The sequence below is a fragment of the Rivularia sp. PCC 7116 genome, assembly GCF_000316665.1.
Taxonomy (GTDB): Bacteria; Cyanobacteriota; Cyanobacteriia; order Cyanobacteriales; family Nostocaceae; genus Rivularia.
The window spans coordinates 3,136,902-3,154,085 of sequence record NC_019678.1; the positions used below are offsets into that span (position 1 = coordinate 3,136,902).

The following is a 17,184-nucleotide window of genomic DNA, read 5'->3' on the forward strand; positions in this document are numbered from 1 at the left end:
TGATTTGCAAGGTTCGCTTCATCAATCGTGTTTTATCAATAGGTATAAATCAGTTTGTATTTTAGGTCTTAGCTTGTTTTATAGCTAATCTAGGCTGTTTCTCCCATACCTAAACGCCCCACTTTGCTCTTTCTTTTTCATAAGGAAATGAATAATGAAAATAGAAGGTTATTAGTTGTACTTTAAGGAGAAAATCAACCTAGATAATGCCAAAATGGCAGCAGTATCTCATTAAAACTACAAACTATGATGAAGTTTTTTTGAAGCTCTAACTTTCAATCGCAGCTTTTGAGAGGTATTTCTACAGTCTATAAACGATTCAATAACTTAAGTAATAAATTTCTGAGGTGCAAGTATTTATCTGATTAGGCTTTCTCACAAGCCCAAAAGTCATATCTTGAAATTAATAAACTGTTCCGGATGAGTAAGCTGCAAGCTTAGATAATAATTCTTCATAAGTCATATGAGTAACTATAGGAGTTACAACATTATTTATAGATTTTTCTACAGAATACAAAACTTGATTTAAACCATCTAACACCCTTGCAATCAATATTTTTTGATACATTCTTGACTTTGTTTTACAAGCTAGCTTGATGTTTCTAATCACTTTATTCATCGCTTTAGCTGCATTGGGAATACTAGCTCGGAATAATGCATCTCTAGCTGATTCTAAAAATAAAAATGCGGTAGTCAAATCATGCACTTCCACCCCCCTCGCTGAGTTTTCTAATGGCTTCATGACATCAACAGCATCTTTGAGGTGAATTACAGCTTGCTGTAAATCTTCAAGTTCAATTTTAGCTTCACCCACTTCAGAAACCCCGAACCAACTTAATTGATTATTAACAATAGTATTTGCTGATTTTGCTAATAAATTGACGATTCTTGCAAGTTTTAGATTCATAGTTTTGAACAACACTACATATACAATTAAAATATTTGACAGCTTAAATTGAATAACAAGTATATTTACTTGTTAAATAAAAATGATTTTTAGCTAAAGTCATTCTATTCAATCAAAAATACAACTGGTTGATTATTAATAGATATTTAACTAGAAGCAATAAAAATTACCATTGTTATAGATTTTTTACATAGAGACATTACAGAATGGATTTGGCTTTAAGGCTATAATTTTGTCTTCGACAAACTCAAGGAATAATTTTTTGTCCCATGTGTTTTAGTCGGGCTAATCGAAATATGTTGTTTTTATATTCAGCTGCTAAAAACAACTACAGGAAAATTTAATTATTTTATATACATGCTTTGACAGTGTGTATACTTATATAATTTACACAAATTAAAGTTTTGTGGCAATTTTTTTTTATTTGTTGAAAAATTAATACAAGTAATAAATTGCAGCTTCAATATAGATTATTTAAAAATTTATTCAAAAAAAAGATGGGCATTGAAGCCCATCCCTTTAAAAATTAGAATTTAATTCAGAAGTTAATTCCGAAGCAATTTTACTTATGTTCCGGAAGTCCAAGAATTCATGTACTCGATTTGAGCGGAGGTTAAAGTATCAATCTTGATACCCATTGCTTCTAGCTTCAAGCGAGCAATATCTTTGTCTACATCTTCAGGAATTGAGTACAAACCGGGTTCGAGCTTACCTTTATTCTTCACTAGGTATTCACAACCTAGAGCTTGGTTAGCAAAACTCATGTCCATTACAGCGCTGGGGTGACCTTCAGCAGCTGATAGGTTAATCAAGCGTCCTTCACCAAGAACAATAACTGATTTGCCACTAGGCAACTTGTACTCTTGAGTGAAATTACGAACTTCCTTGACTTCTTTGGCTTTAGCACCCAAAGATTTGAGGTCAATTTCAATGTCAAAGTGACCGGAGTTACAAACCATTGCTCCGTCCTTCATTACATCGAAGTGTTCGGGACGAATTACGTGCTTGTTACCAGTAACGGTGATGAACAAGTCACCTTGAGGTGCAGCTTCTGCCATTGGCAAAACGCGGAAACCATCCATTACTGCTTCAATAGCTCTGATGGGGTCAATTTCAGTAACGATTACGTTACCACCCATGCCTCTAGCGCGGAGTGCAGAACCTTTACCGCACCAACCGTAACCGGCAACAACAATGCACTTACCAGCTAATAGAACGTTGGTAGCGCGGATAATTCCATCGAGGGTTGATTGTCCGGTACCGTAACGGTTATCGAAGAAATGCTTGGTGTCAGCGTCGTTAACGTTCATCGAGGGGAACGATAGCACGCCATCATTCAACATCGCACGCAAGCGAACAATTCCAGTTGTAGTTTCTTCGGTGGTACCGATGATATCGGAAAGTTGATTCTTACGGTCTTTAACTAAAGTCGCAACTACATCAGAACCGTCATCAATGATGATGTTAGGACGGTGATCTAGAGCAATTTCAACGTGACGCTTATAGGTTTCATCATCTTCACCTTTGATAGCGAAGACGGGAATTTCGTGGTCAGCGACGAGACTTGCTGCTACGTCGTCTTGAGTTGATAGGGGATTGCTAGCAATTAGCAGTGCATCCGCACCACCAGCTTTCAAAGCGATCGCCAAATGTGCTGTCTCAGTTGTAATGTGAGAACAAGCTACTAAACGGATTCCCTCGAATGGCTTTTCTTTTGCAAAACGGTCGCGAATCTGTTTTAACACAGGCATTTCGCGTCCAGCCCATTCGATACGTTGTCTTCCCAAAGCAGCTAAGCCGAGGTCTTTAACCTCGTGCTTTAATCTGGGAGTTGTTGCAGTCATTAAATAATTCCTCTTTCAGGTAAAAATGTTGCATCTTACAAGATGCACTCTACTAGATTAGAACAAGTCTGGCAAATATACAGCATGATTTGCTTCTATTTTGGTCAAAGTTGAAAATTCTATCTTTTCCCCTTGCCTACCCATTGCTCCTCAAATTGTTGTTGGTTTTATACCCAGCCCACATACTGCTGATACTGGTTGAAGGGATTTGACCTCAAGCCTAATTTGCTCAAATCCTTGTGCTGCCAACTGTTCTACCAATGCTTTACCAATACTTTTTGTTGTTTGTTCTTGGACATATTTTCCTCTGGTTTGAGTACGCGCCAAATTTCGTGAAATACTTCGGAGAAGCAAATTAAGTATTACTTATCTACAGATACTCCCTTCCCGGTAGAAGATTTCCTATGACGTAGGTTGGTTTGAACGCAGTGTAAGCGGAGCTTTCTCGTAGAGTAACCCAACACCAGCGTTGGGTTTCGTTCCTCAACCCAACCTACAATTTTTAGGTAATCTTAGAGCGGAATGGGAGTAGGTAGCAAAAACAGAAACTATTTGCCAAAATCGATGTCAGCTAACTCCAAGGGCAAAAAGGGGGTATTAATTGCGCTATCGATTTATTGTTATAGCTTTATGTTCAATATTGATGACTTTGGGGATTGATGCCAAAGTGGGTATGGCACAGTTTCCTTTTTATTCGCAAATAAAACCGCCTTCTTTAAATATAAATATTAAAGACTTAGAAAATAAAGTTGTTGCTGGTTCAATTTATTTGGATGGAAAACTTTTGTTTTCGATTGCAGCACCAAGAGCAAGCTTAAACGAGCGGTTGCAAAATATTCAGAATAATTTAGCTCAAATAAGCAAAGCTTACTTCCAAAAACCTGAAAAGAAACTAAATATAGAAGTTCGTAATGCAAACGGTAACCCAGTAATTTACGTAAACGAACGATATCTTCTGACTGTAACTGCTGAAGATGCAAAATTGCGGGGTATGAATACTACAGCTTTAGCTGAAGCTATTAAACTAGAACTAATGCAAGGGTTTGAGGAAGCAAGATACGAGCGAACTATTGAATTTATCACCGAACAAGCTAAAACTGCTGCGATGGTTTTAGCAATAATGATTGCTATGAGCGGTGGGGTTTTTTACTTCTTACATCCTTCTAAAAATTATTCTGGGGAAGCAGCTTTAACCCCCGCACAAAAGGCTTACAGACCAATATCAACATTACTTGATAAACAGCAGCAAGGACATATAAAAGAGGTCAAAAGGCGATTATTTCAGATTGCTCAAGCCGGAATTTGGGGAGGCGGGAGTTTGATTATATTAAGCTTTTTTCCTTACACGCGAGCTTTGCAAGTTGGAATCATTGCTGTTTTGAAAATTCCTTTACGTTTGGGAATTGTTGCGCTGGTAATTTATGTAGCTATTCGTCTTAGTTATGCCTTAACAGAGCGTTTGACTTCTGCTTTTGTGAAAAGTACTACTTTATTGACTCCAGAAACTTCTGAAAGATTGCAGCTTAGAGTCTCAACTATATCCGGTGTAGCAAAAAGCATAATTACTTTTATTTGGTTAGGAGTAGGAATTTTGCTAGCTTTGACTGCTTTAGGAATAGATATAATTCCACTACTTGCTGGTGTCAGTTTAATTGGTGTGGCGCTTTCTCTCGCTTCCCAAAGTTTAATAAAAGATGCGATTAACGGCTTTCTAATTATTATGGAAGACCAGTATGCTTTGGGTGATGTAATTACGGTAGGTGATGTTGGGGGATTAGTAGAAAATCTCAACTTACGTATAACACAGGTACGCGATGCTGAAGGACGTTTAATTACTATTCCTAACAGTGAAATAAAAATAGTTGCTAATCTTTCTAGCCGGTGGTCCCGTGCCGATTTAAATATACCAGTAGCTTATCAAGCTGATATTGACCATGCTTTACAACTGATTAAAAATGTCGGCTTAGATATGGATCGAGATGTCTTATGGGATCATCAAATTATCGAGCCACCCGAAGTTTTGGGAGTCGAGAACTTCGGCGATCGCGGTTTAATAGTTCGCGTTTGGATTAAAACCCAGCCTCTCAAACAATGGAATGTAGCTAGAGAATACCGTCGTCGCCTCAAAATTGCTTTCGATCAAGCCGGAATAAGTATTCCCGTACCTCAGCAAACAGTTTGGCTAAATTCGGCGAACATTAAACAGTAAATGGCTATCAGAGATAGGCGAGTAGTTACTGAAAATTATCGCTTCCTCAAATCCCCTACTTAACAAATCGGGGAGCTTTACCTACTCCTAAATAAAAATTGCCTATTTAGTACATTTGAACTAAAATAGAATTAAAGGCGATATAAAAGCCTGCAACAAGATAAATATTTAAATATTGCCCTATGGTTAAGCATTTTATTTTGAGTATCAATCCTACTGCTAAGCACGAATGGGATAGATGTATTTTGCGTGATGTGCTTAGTTCAAAGCGTCCGGATATTGCTAAGTTAATAGCCGAAGAAGTTGATGCTGATGGAGGTAATTATTTGATTAGCGTGAATATTGATATAGAAGTTTTGCAGCAAGAAAAAGCTCCGACAGCCGAACAGTTACAGTTTTCCTTTACAGAAGCATCCCAAAAGCCCCAGTTGCGCGAAGCTGCATGAGAGAGGATGGGGAGAAGGGGAAACAAGGAGAGAGGGAGTGAGGGAGTGAGGGAGGAAATAAAAAATCAACATCACATTACCCCATCACCCCATCACTCCGTAAGCTATGCCCCATGCCCTATGCCCTATGCCCCATTCCTAACTGTTGAAGTAGTCGAGCGATTTGCTGGTTGATATTGGCGACATGAAATCTTTTGCTGGCGCTGTCTTTCGCTTGTAGTGCGATCGCGTCAGTTTTTTGTTTGTCTTGGAGGCAGGTTTTAATAACTTCGGTAAGTTCTTGGGGATTACCAGGAGTAGATAAAAACCCATTTACACCGGATTCGACTAATTCAACTGCACCACCGGATGCTGCTGCTACTACTGGTGTTCCGGATAGCATGGCTTCTACGATGACTCTGCCAAAAGGTTCGGGAGAAGTGGAGGTATGTGCTACTAAATCGCAAGCTGCCATGAGCAGGGGAATATCGTTACGAAAACCTAAAAATTTAACTCGGTTTTGTAGCTGTAGCGAATCAATTTGCTGATGTAGCTGTTTGACATAGTCTTGTTCGCCAAATAAAGCATCCCCAACTAAAATTACCGAAACTTCTGGCGGACATTTTGCCAGTGCTTCAATTAATATATGCTGTCCTTTCCAAGGTGCAAGACGGCTGAAGTGTCCGACAAGAAATTTATCGTCGAGTTCTAATTGTTGTCTAATTTGATTAATTTCTGTTTCGTTACTTATATATTTTTGCGGTTCAAAACCGTTATAAACGATTTCGACTAATTCAGCTTTGCCACCTGCTTCAATAAAGGCTTTTTTACTAGCTTCAGAATTAACAATAACTAAAGATGCCCGATTGGCTAAATTAACCGAAATATTGATGTTTGTTTTACTAAAATGTTCTGCTGAAAGAATATCGTGTAAGTGAAATACCAAAGGGCGACGGCTGAAAAAACTAGCTATTGCCCCTACAACTAAGGCTTTTTGAGTATTCGCGTAAATTAAATCGTAATTTCGGGCAGTTTTTACAACTTTGCTAATTAAAGGTGCAAGCTGAGTAATACTTGCTAATCCTTGGCTGAGAGAACTTTCTTTTTTTACCTGTATGGCTTGATTTGTTAAAACCTCTACAGGGATATCATTTTTCTCTAACAAATCTTTGAAAGAACCGTCGGCGAATAATCCTACTAAGCAATTTTTTTGATATGGTTTAGCAATATCTATTAAACATAGTTCGGCACCACCGGGTTTGCCACTTTGATCTAAAAATAAGATTTTCATAATTTATAATTGGGCATTCGGCATGGGGAATAGGGAATTGGGCATTGGGCATTGGAAGTTGAGAGCAGCGATTAGATTTATTTGTTCCCCCTCTTCCCCATCTCTCCTAACTAATCCCTTCACCTAAAATAACTTTTCTAACTTCTTTGGTGATTTTATCCCAATCGAAATTATCAACCGCATATTGGCGACATTCTTCCCGTGAAGGTTTGGCTATTTCTCCTAAGAATACCTGTTCTAATTTCTTTGCAATAGCACTGACTTCAATGGAATCGGTTATTAAATGAGGTGAAAAATGTTCGAGAATTTCTGGCATTCCACCTACAGGGGTACAAATAACGGGAGTACCACAAGCAAGGGATTCAACTATTGCTAACCCGAAACCTTCAAAGGATTGGGAAGGCATAATTGATAAATCTGCTGCTTGATAAGCTACTGGTAAAAGTTCATCGGGTAGGAAACCCAAAAACTTGACGTTGTCTTCCAGCCCTAATTCTGTAACCTGTTGCTGTAAGCTAGTTTGTAAAGGTCCTCTTCCGGCGATCGCTAAAAATATATTGGGGATTTTTGGCTTAATTTGGGCTATAGCCGTGAGTAATTTATCAAGTCCAACTCGATGTACCAAACGTCGAGATGTAAACAAAGTTGGACGCTCTATTGACCATCCTAATTTAATCCGTGCTTCTTGAATTGATAAGTTGGGTTTAAAGCTATCGATGTCTACTCCACCAGGAATAACATGGATTTTTTCCCAAGGAATTTGATACTTTTGATGCAGAATATTTCCGAATGCTTTGCTTAAAACAATAAAACGATCGCAGCGTTGATAAGTTCTTTGTTCAACTAAAGATTTTTTCAGCAAAGCTGTAATGCTACTAATTCCTTCTTCTAAAGATTCAGATGCCCAAGGACCGTGAAAATTAAAGGTTATTGGCACATCTTCAGGTATTAAGTCTAATATTGGGAAACTATATAGTGCAAAATGCAAATTTACTGCATCTAGCTTGTGTTTTCTTGTATTTATTGTATTTTTAAAGTTATTTCTAAGCTTCCATAACCTTTGCAATATAGGAGTATCTGGTGCAGCCAAATTCGTCATGGTGATGGGAAGATTAGTTTCATTCTCGGGTAAACCCACCCCACATAATTCTACTTGGTCTTTATTATTGGCTAACCTCAGTGTAAGTTCGTAAACATACCTTTCTAATCCTCCAGGAGTTTTAGGAAACCAGCCCAAACCTAAGCAAAGTATAGATGCAGGCTTTACTGATGTATAGTTTGTTTCATTACATATCACTTTTGCTACTCCCATATAACTAATAATTTTCTTTATAATCTTTGAATTTATGCTTGTTCAAGTTTGGATAACTAACGTTTTCAATATCTAAAATATATTGGCGCTTAGGATATAATCCGTCTTATTTTAGCTTGTTGGCAACTGTTTTTACCTATTTTTTGTAGATTTTATATTTTTTGATGACGATTCATATTTTAATTATGACCGCTATCCAATAATCATAATTAGCAATTAATAGCTATAAAACTATTTGTAATTAAAACTACATTATATTAAAAACGTATTTAAAGTTACAGACGTATTTAAGTTAATCAATTATCCATTTTGATATTGGAACTTGAAAATAATTGATTCTAATTTAAATATCTCATGTTACTTTGATGAATTTTATGTAAAACAAATCCAATTTTTGTAATTAATCATTATTCTTATTGATGAAAGCTAAATTAAAAAGCTGCCATTGTATAGAAGTATAAGGTATTTGAAGTAATGAAATATTTGCTTCTTATTCTTTTTATTCATTTCTCATACAAGCTTTTTAATTAGTCTAGCAATAAGATGTTGACAAAAATAGATATATATAAATTTCAAGATATTAATGAAAAAGCAGTCTAGAGAGAAACAGTATCTATAGCTAGGAATACCAGGTTTGTTCTAAAGCCTAATCGATATATTATCTATTAGACACATAGATTTTGTTTATAGATTGAATTAGCTTTGCTGTAATACGTAGACAGTAATTAATAGTTAAGGTAGTTTATGATTAACAGATTTATAGCGGTTTTTCGTAGCTTTATCCAGAACAAGATAAACCAAGCTACGCTTCTTTATTCTTATATAAAGCATTTATTCAGCAATGAAGGCATAAAATATCGTAAAACTGAAAAATTTTTATTATTGTTAAGTGCTGCTTTAGCAGTTTCAATCATAGTTGCAATTCATTTTGATGGAAAAGTAGCTCCTGCGGCTTCTTCAACTCGCTATACAACTTCGTGGATTGGTAATAGTTTTGGTGGCGGTGATAAATGGGTGCAAATCCAAATCAGTGGAATGTATGTAGCTCCTGATGGAACTATTTATACGAACAGTGAATGGGATGAAGCTGGTAGAGAAGTAGGTATTTATAAAAATGGGGATGTAGTTGGAAAAGCCGAAGATTTACATGGATGGGGAAGAAGCGGTGGAGTTGCAATTACCGCGAACGATAAATACATCTATGTCGCCATGGAGCAGTCGGAGATTGGCCAGAAAAAAGCAGGTTATCCACCAAAAGGAACGAATTGGTATTGCGTAAGACGCTATGATTTAAATGGAAAAATAGCACCTTTCTCGAATGGTAAAGGGTGGGATAAAAGTATGTTAATTGTCAATACTAAAGATGAAGTAAAGGGATTAGCAACTGTAAGTAGAGAGCTATTTGTCAGCGATAAATCTGCGAATAAGGTGCGCGTTTATAATACAGAAACGATGCAGGAATTACGCAGTTTTAACGTTGCGGAACCAGGAAATATAGCTGTTGATAAAAAAGGTGATTTATGGATTATCGCCAATAACGAAATTGTACATTATTCCAAACAAGGTAAACAGTTACCGGGAATAATTTCAGGTTTAGAGAATCCCAGTGCAGTTGCTGTTGATAATCGCGATAGACTCTTAGTTGCAAAAAACGGTCGCAGACAGCAAATTATTATTTACAATATTAAAAATAAACCGAAACAAATTGGGACTTTTGGCGAAGAAGGTGGAATTTATGCCGGAATTCCGGGAGCTGTTAAAGATTTAAAATTTTACGGTATTTCAGGGGTAGGTAGCGATAGCAGCGGAAATATTTATATTAGTAATGATGGTTTTGAACGTTCAGGAGTAGATTTACGCAAGTTTTCGGCATCCGGTAAATTACAGTGGAAGTTATTAGGATTGCAATTTCTCGATAACGCTGACGTAGATCCAGCAACCAATGGTTTAAGTGTATATACCAAAAATGAGCGCTTTGCGATGGATTTTAGCAAGCAAGCCGGGAAAGAAGCAACTTACAAAGGCTATACATTAAACGCTTTCAAATACCCTCAAGATCCTCGGTTACATACCGCTCCCGATGCACCTTTTGTACGTAACATTCAAGGCAAAAAGTTTCTCTTCCTAACCAATATGTACGGAGGAATGCTGCAAATTTACCGTTTTAACGAAAAAACCGATGGTGAAATTGCTATACCTTCAGGGATGTTTGTTACTACTCACCCAAATGGTAAACCAGCTTTAGGGAGTGATTATCCTCCGTTTCAACCTAGTAAAGGTGAATGGATTTGGCGAGATAAAAACGGTAACGGTAAGTTTGAGAGCAACGAATACGATAAAAGCGAAGACCATCCTTATATTGGTGGATGGTGGGTAGATAGTAAAGGCGACATTTGGAAAAATTTACGTACTCAAGATGGTGTCGGAATTCGTCATTTTCCGTTACAGGGATTGGATAAAAACGGAAACCCCATCTACAGCTACAGCAAGATGGAAAAAATTGCTCATCCGAAAATATTTGGTGACTTACGCAGGATTGAATACTTTCCCGAAACCGACACCATGTATTTATCGGGTTATACAGAAGAGAATCCAGCAATTAACAGCGACTATGCTAAATTAATCGGTTCCGAAATCGCTCGTTACGACAATTGGAGTAAAGGCAATCGTCAACCAAAATATCGGATAGTGCTTCCCGTAGATAGGAGCGCACCTCCAGACGTATTAAATCCAGCAGCAATGAGTGTAGCTGGTGATTATGTATTTGCTGTGACGGTTAAAAAGGCGGAAGTTTACGTTTACGATGCCAAAACCGGAAGACAAGTCAAGGTATTAAAACCTGGAGCAGAAGTTTTCGGGGAAACTGGTTGGGTTGATATTCCTTATGGGGTGCGTGCTTTTAAACGTAAAAATGGCGAATATTTGGTATTTGTCGAAGAAGATGCCAAAGCTAAAGTCATGATGTACCGGTTTAACAGTTAACAGTTAACAGTGAGCAGTGAGCAGCGAGCAGTTACTCGTTTTAAGTAGCAAGTAGCAAGTAGCAAGTAGCGAGTTAAAATTACCAATGCCCAATGCCCAATGCCCAATGCCCAATTACCAATTACCAATTACCAATTCCCAATTACCAATTCCCAATGCCCAATTAATCATTAAGCTTTTCCACTGCCAATTAAATACAGCAGAGCCATCCTGACTGCAACCCCACTCGTCACCTGATTCTGTATTAAACTAAAATCTGGGTCATCCATTAAATCCGAACTAATTTCAACACCTCGATTAACAGGTCCCGGATGCAGTACTTTCACGTTTTCCTTGCAATTTCTTAATTTATCTCTTGTAATTCCAAATAATTGATGATATTCCCGCAAAGAAGGCAATAAATGGGCTGTCATCCGTTCCTTTTGTAAACGCAACGTCATGACAAAATCTGCATCTTGCAAAGCTGGTTCCAATTCCCAATGTACGAATAACTTCCCCGCTCTATCTTTGCCGTAATCTGCAAATAATTTCGGCAAAAGCGTCGGTGGTGCTGCTAAATGTAGTTCTGCATCGGTAGCGGCGGTTAAACTCCAGATATTTGACCTAGCAACCCGAGAATGTAAAATATCGCCAACGATGGCAATTTTTTTACCTTGCAGCAGTTCTATACTGGGCTTTTCCTGGTCAAGCAGGCTACAAATAGTAAACAAATCTAACAGCCCTTGAGAAGGATGCTCGTGTTGTCCGTCACCAGCATTTAACACGCTAACTTTTACACCCAAACGGTTCATTTCTGTTGCGATCGCGTTTGGTACTCCTGCTTCTCGATGGCGCACCACCATGATGTCGGTACCCATCGCTAAATAGGTTTTGGCTGTATCTAAGATTGTTTCTCCTTTTGTCATAGAAGAACTTGCGGCGGAGAAGTTGAGAGTATCTGCACTCAAGCGCTTTGCAGCAAGTTCAAAACTACTCCGAGTTCGAGTAGATGGTTCAAAAAACAAATTCGCCACCACCTGTCCCTGCAAAGTAGGCACTTTTTTCATCCGCCGCGTTAGCACTTCCTGAAAACTAGCGGCAGTCTGTAAAACTGCGTTGTATTCAGTTGCGGTGAAATCAGCCAGGGAAAGTACGTGATGACGAGTCCAGGTGGTAGTAGGCATGGATATTTATCAACTCTAGCGTGCTTTAGCACGAGCGATGATGTCTCTACAGTTACTTAGTTTAAGTATGCAGAGGAAATCATACCACCAAGTGGAAGTTTGAAGTATTTAAAATTCTGGGATTTATCAATAGGAATGGTCGCAACTGGCATATCTTTCTTGTATGGGAGGCAAAAAGCGAGGAAATTGGGCTGCATATTCTGCCTGGGGTGTCGGTTTCCGGAGCCAATCTGGTGGATCGTCATCCGTGGCATTCCCCAAACTTTTTATAATCTGGTTTATTCAACACTTAGTATGCTTCACTGATAAGTGTTTTAGTCAGTATTCTCTCTTGATGCATCTTGTAACATTTTTTCTATCTCTCCTGTAGTCAAGTTTCCTTTTATTGCTATAGTCTGAATATCTGATTTTAATAATTCTTTTACTGTTTTATTCGCAAGTCTTTTAGTATATTTTCTTCTTTTAGCTACAAAATATAAGTCTTCAGTAAAAGGTTTTTGACATTTTTTGCATTTAAATTGTCGTTTGTTTATTTCTAAAAATACCTGTTGCTCGCCCCAAGGTAAATCTTTGATTATGTATTTATGGTTTTGATGTAGTTGACGAGTCTTTATTCCACAGCGAGGACAGATACTTTCATTACTAACTGATTCTATTTGTAATATTATCCCAAGTCCTTTGTATTGACGAAATGATATAACTTTAATCCCTTCTAGATTCAGTAGTTGTGTTAATATTTTAAGTTCCCTTGTTGAAGCCATTCTATTAGGTATATTCTCTGTGCGTTATGATTGCATAAAACTGAAGTTTTAATAAATTATTAGCACTCTTTAAATCTTGTTTTAAACAACTAACTTAAAAGTGTATTTGTATTAAATATATAATATTAATTACGTAAAATTTACAAAATTACATCATTATTTATAGTGAAATGTATTAGCCTATTTAATGTTTGAACGAATTAACTATCAGCCAGTTATCGCGCTACTGGTGTATTGTCTAATGTAAGTAAGATGCGTCTACAACTATTAAATTCGCACTATTGCATCTACATATTTATTTTTGTAATGTATTTTTAGCATACTAAATGAAGAATAAATATAACTTAATTATCAATTATCTTTACATCCTGCACAATTGCCATTAAGCCCAAATAGTTGCTTTAAATCTTATTTTCAGGCTGAGATACAAAGCCTATTTAAACGTACTCAAAGCCTTGCTCAGCCTACCACCATCAGAATTTGATTTTTTGTGGTTCCCATTCCAACAACTGTCGAGTATTTCTATACTTATTTAAGTTAACTTACTCACACTTACACTAAGGTAAGTGTGAGCTTCTCGGCAACTTCCAGCGTAAAATCAGAAAGCAGCAATTCTAAATATTCGCTTTAACAGCATTTGCGAATTCTTCGTATGGTGAAACACCTTTGATAGATTCAACTAATTCACCATTCTTAAAATATAGGACAGCGGGGATAGTCTTTACTTCGTATTTTTTCGCCAGTGGCTTATCTTTATCTACGTCTATTTTAATTACTTTAATACTCTCTTGAAATTCTTGAGAAAGCTGTTCCATTAAAGGCGCAACTACACGACAAGGACCGCACCAAGTCGCGGTAAAATCAACTACGAGTAAATTTTCAGATTTCAAAAGATTCTCAAATTCTGCGGCTGGAACTTTATCTACTGTTGACATAATTGGCTTGCAATAATTAAGTTGAAAAAAGATATAGTAAGTATTTGACAATGAACCGATAGTCATCGTTAAAATAGGACAAAAATAAGCAAAAGCTGCTCTGAAAATCCTGAAACAATGACTGCCGAAGAAATTCCATCAAATCAAATTAGAGAAAGATTAGAACGAGGCAGACAGATTAAAGCTCAAAATGGTGGTTATGCCGGTTATGGCTCGCCAGCTTTTGGTCAAAAATCTGTTAATGGTGAATTAATTAAGAACGAAAAAGAACAAGAAATTATTGAACTAATTCGTCGTCACCATAAGTCTGGCAAGTCCCTGCAACAGATAGCTGATTGGCTAAATCAACATTGTTATGCAACCAAGCGCGGTAATGAATGGAAACGTATTTCTGTAAAACGAGTCCTAGACCGTCTTTATGGAAGAAGTCCCAGAATATCTGGTACCAAAAGCTGATAACCTGTTTTAAATGGAAATATTAGTCAAGTATTAAACTCTTAACCTCTATAACCTAAATAGCCTGAAGTCATTATTATAAATACACTTCCACCCTCTTATCTGTAACATCCCTAATAATATACTTTTATAGGACTAATGTCTATACAGATATAGGTTTGTAATTTTTTTTATGTAACATCTCTCAAGTTAACTTCTTCCACTTTGGAAGAAAGAAAAAATTTACTTGCCTTAAATTATGAATCTAAATACTCCATTAGTAGAAGCAGCGATTGAGCGCGAGCCAATAACCGTTGAGCCTCAGACATTGATTTTAGATGCGATCGCTTTGATGAATCAACGCCGAGTTAGCATGAATTCGGATAATAACGACGAAAGTCACAGCGCTTGCAGTTGTGTTTTAGTAGTGCAAGATGGAGAAGTATTAGGAATTTTTACAGAGCGAGATATTGTCAGTCTGACAGCTAAAAATATAAATTTGTCACAAGTGAAGGTTGCTGAAGTAATGGTGCAACCCGTAATTACTTTGAATAAATCTGCTTTGGAGGATATCTTCGCAGTTTTATTCTTATTTCGGCGTTATCGGATTCGTCACTTACCAATTCTGAACGATAGCGGTAAATTAACTGGTTTAGTTTCACCAGAAAGTATTCGTAAGGTATTGCGTCCCGACAATTTTCTAAAAATGCGACGGGTTGCCGATGTCATGACAACCGATGTTTTGACGCTGCCTGTTACAGCTTCAGTATTAGAAATAGCTCAATTAATGGCAGAACATCGAATTAGTTGTGTAGTAATAACCCAAGATGAAGTCAAAGATTGGGATTCAAACGTAGCAAATCCAGTTGGTATTGTCACCGAACGGGATATCGTGCAATTTCAAGGGCTACAGATAGATTTAGCAGAAGTTAGAGCGCAGATGGTCATGAGTTCGCCGCTATTTTTATTAAGTCCGGAAGATTCGCTTTTGGATGCTCATGAAGAGATGCAGAAGCGACACGTGCGAAGATTAGTCGTATCTTGGGATTGGGGGCAGGGGCTGGGACTTATAACGTTAACTAATATGCTGAAAATTTTTGACCCTATAGAAATGTATCGGGTAATTCAAGTATTACAGCAGACAGTTGAGCAACTAGAAGCTGAAAAAATACAATTGCTAGAGCAGTTATCAGTGAACAGTGAGCAGTGAGCAGTCAACAGTGAGCAGTTATATGATGTCCGGCAAATCACCCATAATATTTCATTGCGAGTGGAACAAAGTGAAACGAAGCATTCAGCTCAGCTGCGGTTCATCCCGAGATGTTGCGACGATCCGCAGCTGAGCCGCACATAAAGGTGAACGCTGAATGCTTCGCTTCCCTCGCAATGACGTTTAATCTAACTGGTAAGTCAAACCCGATATATTAAAAACAGCTACATTTAATACTGGCGATCCACATCCAACCGGTGAACAACTGCTCACTGATAACTGCTAAAAGAATACTTGTAAAGCAAAAGAAATTAAAGATAAAAATGTCATAAATCCCACAGCATCTAAAGTTGTGGTCATTAAAGGACCGCTGATTAATGCCGGATCGAGATTTAAACGTTTGAGTCCCATCGGTAATACTGTTCCCAAAGTTACGGCTATTAATACATTCACAGCCATTACACTACCGGCAACAAAAGATACCCAACGTTCATCAGGTGGCGACCACATCATTGATAAAGTTGTTAAAGCTAAACCCAATCCGATGGCGGTTCCTAAACCTGCGGTTAATTCTTTTCGTAACAGTCTGAGAGTGTCTTTTGGCGTTATTTCTCCTAAACCCAAACCTCTTACCGTGACAGATAAAACTTGAAAAGCCACATTACCACTACTGTTAGCCAAGATGGGCATGATAATTGCCAAAACCGGGACTATTTTAATCACTTCCTGGAAAGGTGCAATAACGCTGGCAGCAGTAATGTATAAACCAATATTTCCCAACAGCCAAGGTAAACGTTTGCGGAGAGTTACTTTGGGAGAACATAAAGCGGCTTCATCACCACCAGTTACACCAGCCAGTTTTTGAATATCTTCTGTAGCTTCTTCATCAATAATGTCTACAATATCATCAATCGTAACAATGCCTACCAGTCTATCTTCCTTGTCCACTACAGGTAAAGCGATTAAATCGTAACGCTTCATGATTTTAGCGACTTCGCGCTGGGGAGTATCTGTAGTAGTTCTAATAACTTTTGCTGCGGCAATATCTCTTAAGAAAGCATCGGGGAAGGAAAACAATAACTGTCGCAACGATACAACACTAACTAACTTGCGGTTGCTATCGGTAACATAGGCATAATAAATAGTTTCCTTGTCTTTGTCTTGGCGGCGGATTTTATTCAGAACTTCTTTGACAGTTAAGCCTTCCTGCAACCGCACGTATTCAGTAGTCATTACCCTTCCTGCGGTACCTTCTGGATAACCAAGAATCGTTGCAGTGATTTGTCGCTGCTGGGGGCTTAACGAATGCAACAATCGCTTGACAACCTTTGCCGGTAGTTCGTCGAACAATTCCGCACGTTCATCGGGACTCATCGCTTCTAAGATTTGTGCAACCCTGACATCATGAAGGGAATTGATTAATTGCTCTTGTATTTCTGTAGGTAAATATTCAAAAACGTCAATTGCTCGACTTTTATTAAGTAAACGAAACGCGATCGCACGTTGTTTTCGGGATAAACTCGCGATGTATTCTCCAACATCAACCGCTGGTAAATGGTTTAAGTCCCACTTGAGTTCATTTAAATCTGTAACGCCGAAATCAGCAATGTTGATTGCACAATTGCGAACATCTTGAATAAGCATATTTCCTCCTTTTACCTCCCCCGCGCTGAGAGATAAACTCTACAGTTCAGAGGAGTGTGATACTAC

14 protein-coding genes are annotated in these 17,184 nt (G+C 37.8%); 5 read left to right on the forward strand and 9 right to left on the reverse strand.

The window, feature by feature from the left end:
• Window positions 1–403: 403 nt before the first annotated feature.
• From RIV7116_RS12260 to RIV7116_RS35765, 3 genes are all read right to left on the reverse strand, one after another.
• Window positions 404–907, reverse strand: a complete 504-nt coding sequence (locus RIV7116_RS12260; RefSeq protein ID WP_015118615.1) for a hypothetical protein — start codon at window positions 905–907, stop codon at window positions 404–406.
• Window positions 908–1,473: 566 nt separating this feature from the next.
• Complete coding sequence (gene ahcY, locus RIV7116_RS12265) at window positions 1,474–2,751, reverse strand: adenosylhomocysteinase (protein ID WP_015118616.1); 1,278 nt, start codon at window positions 2,749–2,751, stop codon at window positions 1,474–1,476.
• A 150-nt stretch (window positions 2,752–2,901) separates the two neighbouring features.
• Window positions 2,902–3,078 (reverse strand): hypothetical protein, encoded by a 177-nt coding sequence (locus RIV7116_RS35765; protein ID WP_157229278.1) that lies wholly within the window; start codon window positions 3,076–3,078, stop codon window positions 2,902–2,904.
• 316 nt (window positions 3,079–3,394) lie between these two features.
• On the opposite strand from RIV7116_RS35765, the gene RIV7116_RS12270 reads away from it, so the two are divergent.
• Both RIV7116_RS12270 and RIV7116_RS12275 read left to right on the forward strand, forming a co-directional pair.
• Complete coding sequence (locus tag RIV7116_RS12270; RefSeq protein ID WP_157229411.1) at window positions 3,395–4,960, forward strand: mechanosensitive ion channel family protein; 1,566 nt, start codon at window positions 3,395–3,397, stop codon at window positions 4,958–4,960.
• Between the two features lie 182 nt (window positions 4,961–5,142).
• A complete protein-coding gene (locus RIV7116_RS12275; RefSeq protein ID WP_015118618.1) occupies window positions 5,143–5,406 on the forward strand; it encodes a hypothetical protein in 264 nt (87 codons plus the stop codon).
• Window positions 5,407–5,524: 118 nt separating this feature from the next.
• Here the strand turns inward: RIV7116_RS12275 and RIV7116_RS12280 are convergent, their stop codons facing one another.
• Both RIV7116_RS12280 and RIV7116_RS12285 read right to left on the reverse strand, forming a co-directional pair.
• On the reverse strand, window positions 5,525–6,676 hold the full coding sequence (locus tag RIV7116_RS12280) for a glycosyltransferase family 4 protein (protein WP_015118619.1): 1,152 nt from the start codon (window positions 6,674–6,676) through the stop codon (window positions 5,525–5,527).
• 106 nt (window positions 6,677–6,782) lie between these two features.
• Window positions 6,783–7,988, reverse strand: coding sequence for a glycosyltransferase family 4 protein (locus RIV7116_RS12285; protein ID WP_015118620.1), 1,206 nt, complete (start codon window positions 7,986–7,988; stop codon window positions 6,783–6,785).
• Window positions 7,989–8,732: 744 nt separating this feature from the next.
• On the opposite strand from RIV7116_RS12285, the gene RIV7116_RS12290 reads away from it, so the two are divergent.
• A complete protein-coding gene (locus RIV7116_RS12290; protein WP_015118621.1) occupies window positions 8,733–10,970 on the forward strand; it encodes a hypothetical protein in 2,238 nt (745 codons plus the stop codon).
• 170 nt (window positions 10,971–11,140) lie between these two features.
• Here the strand turns inward: RIV7116_RS12290 and RIV7116_RS12295 are convergent, their stop codons facing one another.
• From RIV7116_RS12295 to trxA, 3 genes are all read right to left on the reverse strand, one after another.
• Entirely contained in the window at window positions 11,141–12,133 is a 993-nt protein-coding gene (locus tag RIV7116_RS12295) for an aspartate carbamoyltransferase catalytic subunit (protein WP_015118622.1), read from the reverse strand.
• A 314-nt stretch (window positions 12,134–12,447) separates the two neighbouring features.
• A complete protein-coding gene (locus tag RIV7116_RS12300) occupies window positions 12,448–12,894 on the reverse strand; it encodes a transposase family protein (protein ID WP_015118623.1) in 447 nt (148 codons plus the stop codon).
• A gap of 614 nt (window positions 12,895–13,508) precedes the next feature.
• Window positions 13,509–13,829 carry a thioredoxin gene (gene trxA / locus RIV7116_RS12305; protein ID WP_015118624.1) on the reverse strand — a complete coding sequence of 107 codons (321 nt, stop codon included), beginning with the start codon at window positions 13,827–13,829 and terminating at the stop codon, window positions 13,509–13,511.
• A 117-nt stretch (window positions 13,830–13,946) separates the two neighbouring features.
• Here trxA and RIV7116_RS12310 point away from each other — a divergent pair, with 117 nt between their 5' ends.
• Complete coding sequence (locus tag RIV7116_RS12310; RefSeq protein ID WP_015118625.1) at window positions 13,947–14,285, forward strand: recombinase family protein; 339 nt, start codon at window positions 13,947–13,949, stop codon at window positions 14,283–14,285.
• A gap of 238 nt (window positions 14,286–14,523) precedes the next feature.
• The gene (locus tag RIV7116_RS12315) at window positions 14,524–15,474 is read left to right on the forward strand and encodes a CBS domain-containing protein (protein WP_015118626.1); all 951 of its coding nucleotides are present in this window, start codon (window positions 14,524–14,526) and stop codon (window positions 15,472–15,474) included.
• A gap of 282 nt (window positions 15,475–15,756) precedes the next feature.
• Here RIV7116_RS12315 and mgtE read toward each other — a convergent pair whose 3' ends face one another.
• Entirely contained in the window at window positions 15,757–17,118 is a 1,362-nt protein-coding gene (mgtE, locus tag RIV7116_RS12320) for a magnesium transporter (protein ID WP_015118627.1), read from the reverse strand.
• Between the last annotated feature and the right edge of the window lie 66 nt (window positions 17,119–17,184).

Bases quoted from the DNA above. Each gene is read 5' to 3' on its own strand.
- RIV7116_RS12315 (WP_015118626.1), top strand. From the start codon at position 14,524: ATGAATCTAAATACTCCATTAGTAGAAGCAGCGATTGAGCGCGAGCCA.
- RIV7116_RS12280 (WP_015118619.1), bottom strand. From the start codon at position 6,676: ATGAAAATCTTATTTTTAGATCAAAGTGGCAAACCCGGTGGTGCCGAA.
- RIV7116_RS12310 (WP_015118625.1), top strand. From the start codon at position 13,947: ATGACTGCCGAAGAAATTCCATCAAATCAAATTAGAGAAAGATTAGAA.
- RIV7116_RS12260 (WP_015118615.1), bottom strand. From the start codon at position 907: ATGAATCTAAAACTTGCAAGAATCGTCAATTTATTAGCAAAATCAGCA.
- RIV7116_RS12285 (WP_015118620.1), bottom strand. From the start codon at position 7,988: ATGGGAGTAGCAAAAGTGATATGTAATGAAACAAACTATACATCAGTA.
- trxA (WP_015118624.1), bottom strand. From the start codon at position 13,829: ATGTCAACAGTAGATAAAGTTCCAGCCGCAGAATTTGAGAATCTTTTG.
- mgtE (WP_015118627.1), bottom strand. From the start codon at position 17,118: ATGCTTATTCAAGATGTTCGCAATTGTGCAATCAACATTGCTGATTTC.
- ahcY (WP_015118616.1), bottom strand. From the start codon at position 2,751: ATGACTGCAACAACTCCCAGATTAAAGCACGAGGTTAAAGACCTCGGC.
- RIV7116_RS12275 (WP_015118618.1), top strand. From the start codon at position 5,143: ATGGTTAAGCATTTTATTTTGAGTATCAATCCTACTGCTAAGCACGAA.
- RIV7116_RS12300 (WP_015118623.1), bottom strand. From the start codon at position 12,894: ATGGCTTCAACAAGGGAACTTAAAATATTAACACAACTACTGAATCTA.
- RIV7116_RS12290 (WP_015118621.1), top strand. From the start codon at position 8,733: ATGATTAACAGATTTATAGCGGTTTTTCGTAGCTTTATCCAGAACAAG.
- RIV7116_RS12295 (WP_015118622.1), bottom strand. From the start codon at position 12,133: ATGCCTACTACCACCTGGACTCGTCATCACGTACTTTCCCTGGCTGAT.
- RIV7116_RS12270 (WP_157229411.1), top strand. From the start codon at position 3,395: ATGACTTTGGGGATTGATGCCAAAGTGGGTATGGCACAGTTTCCTTTT.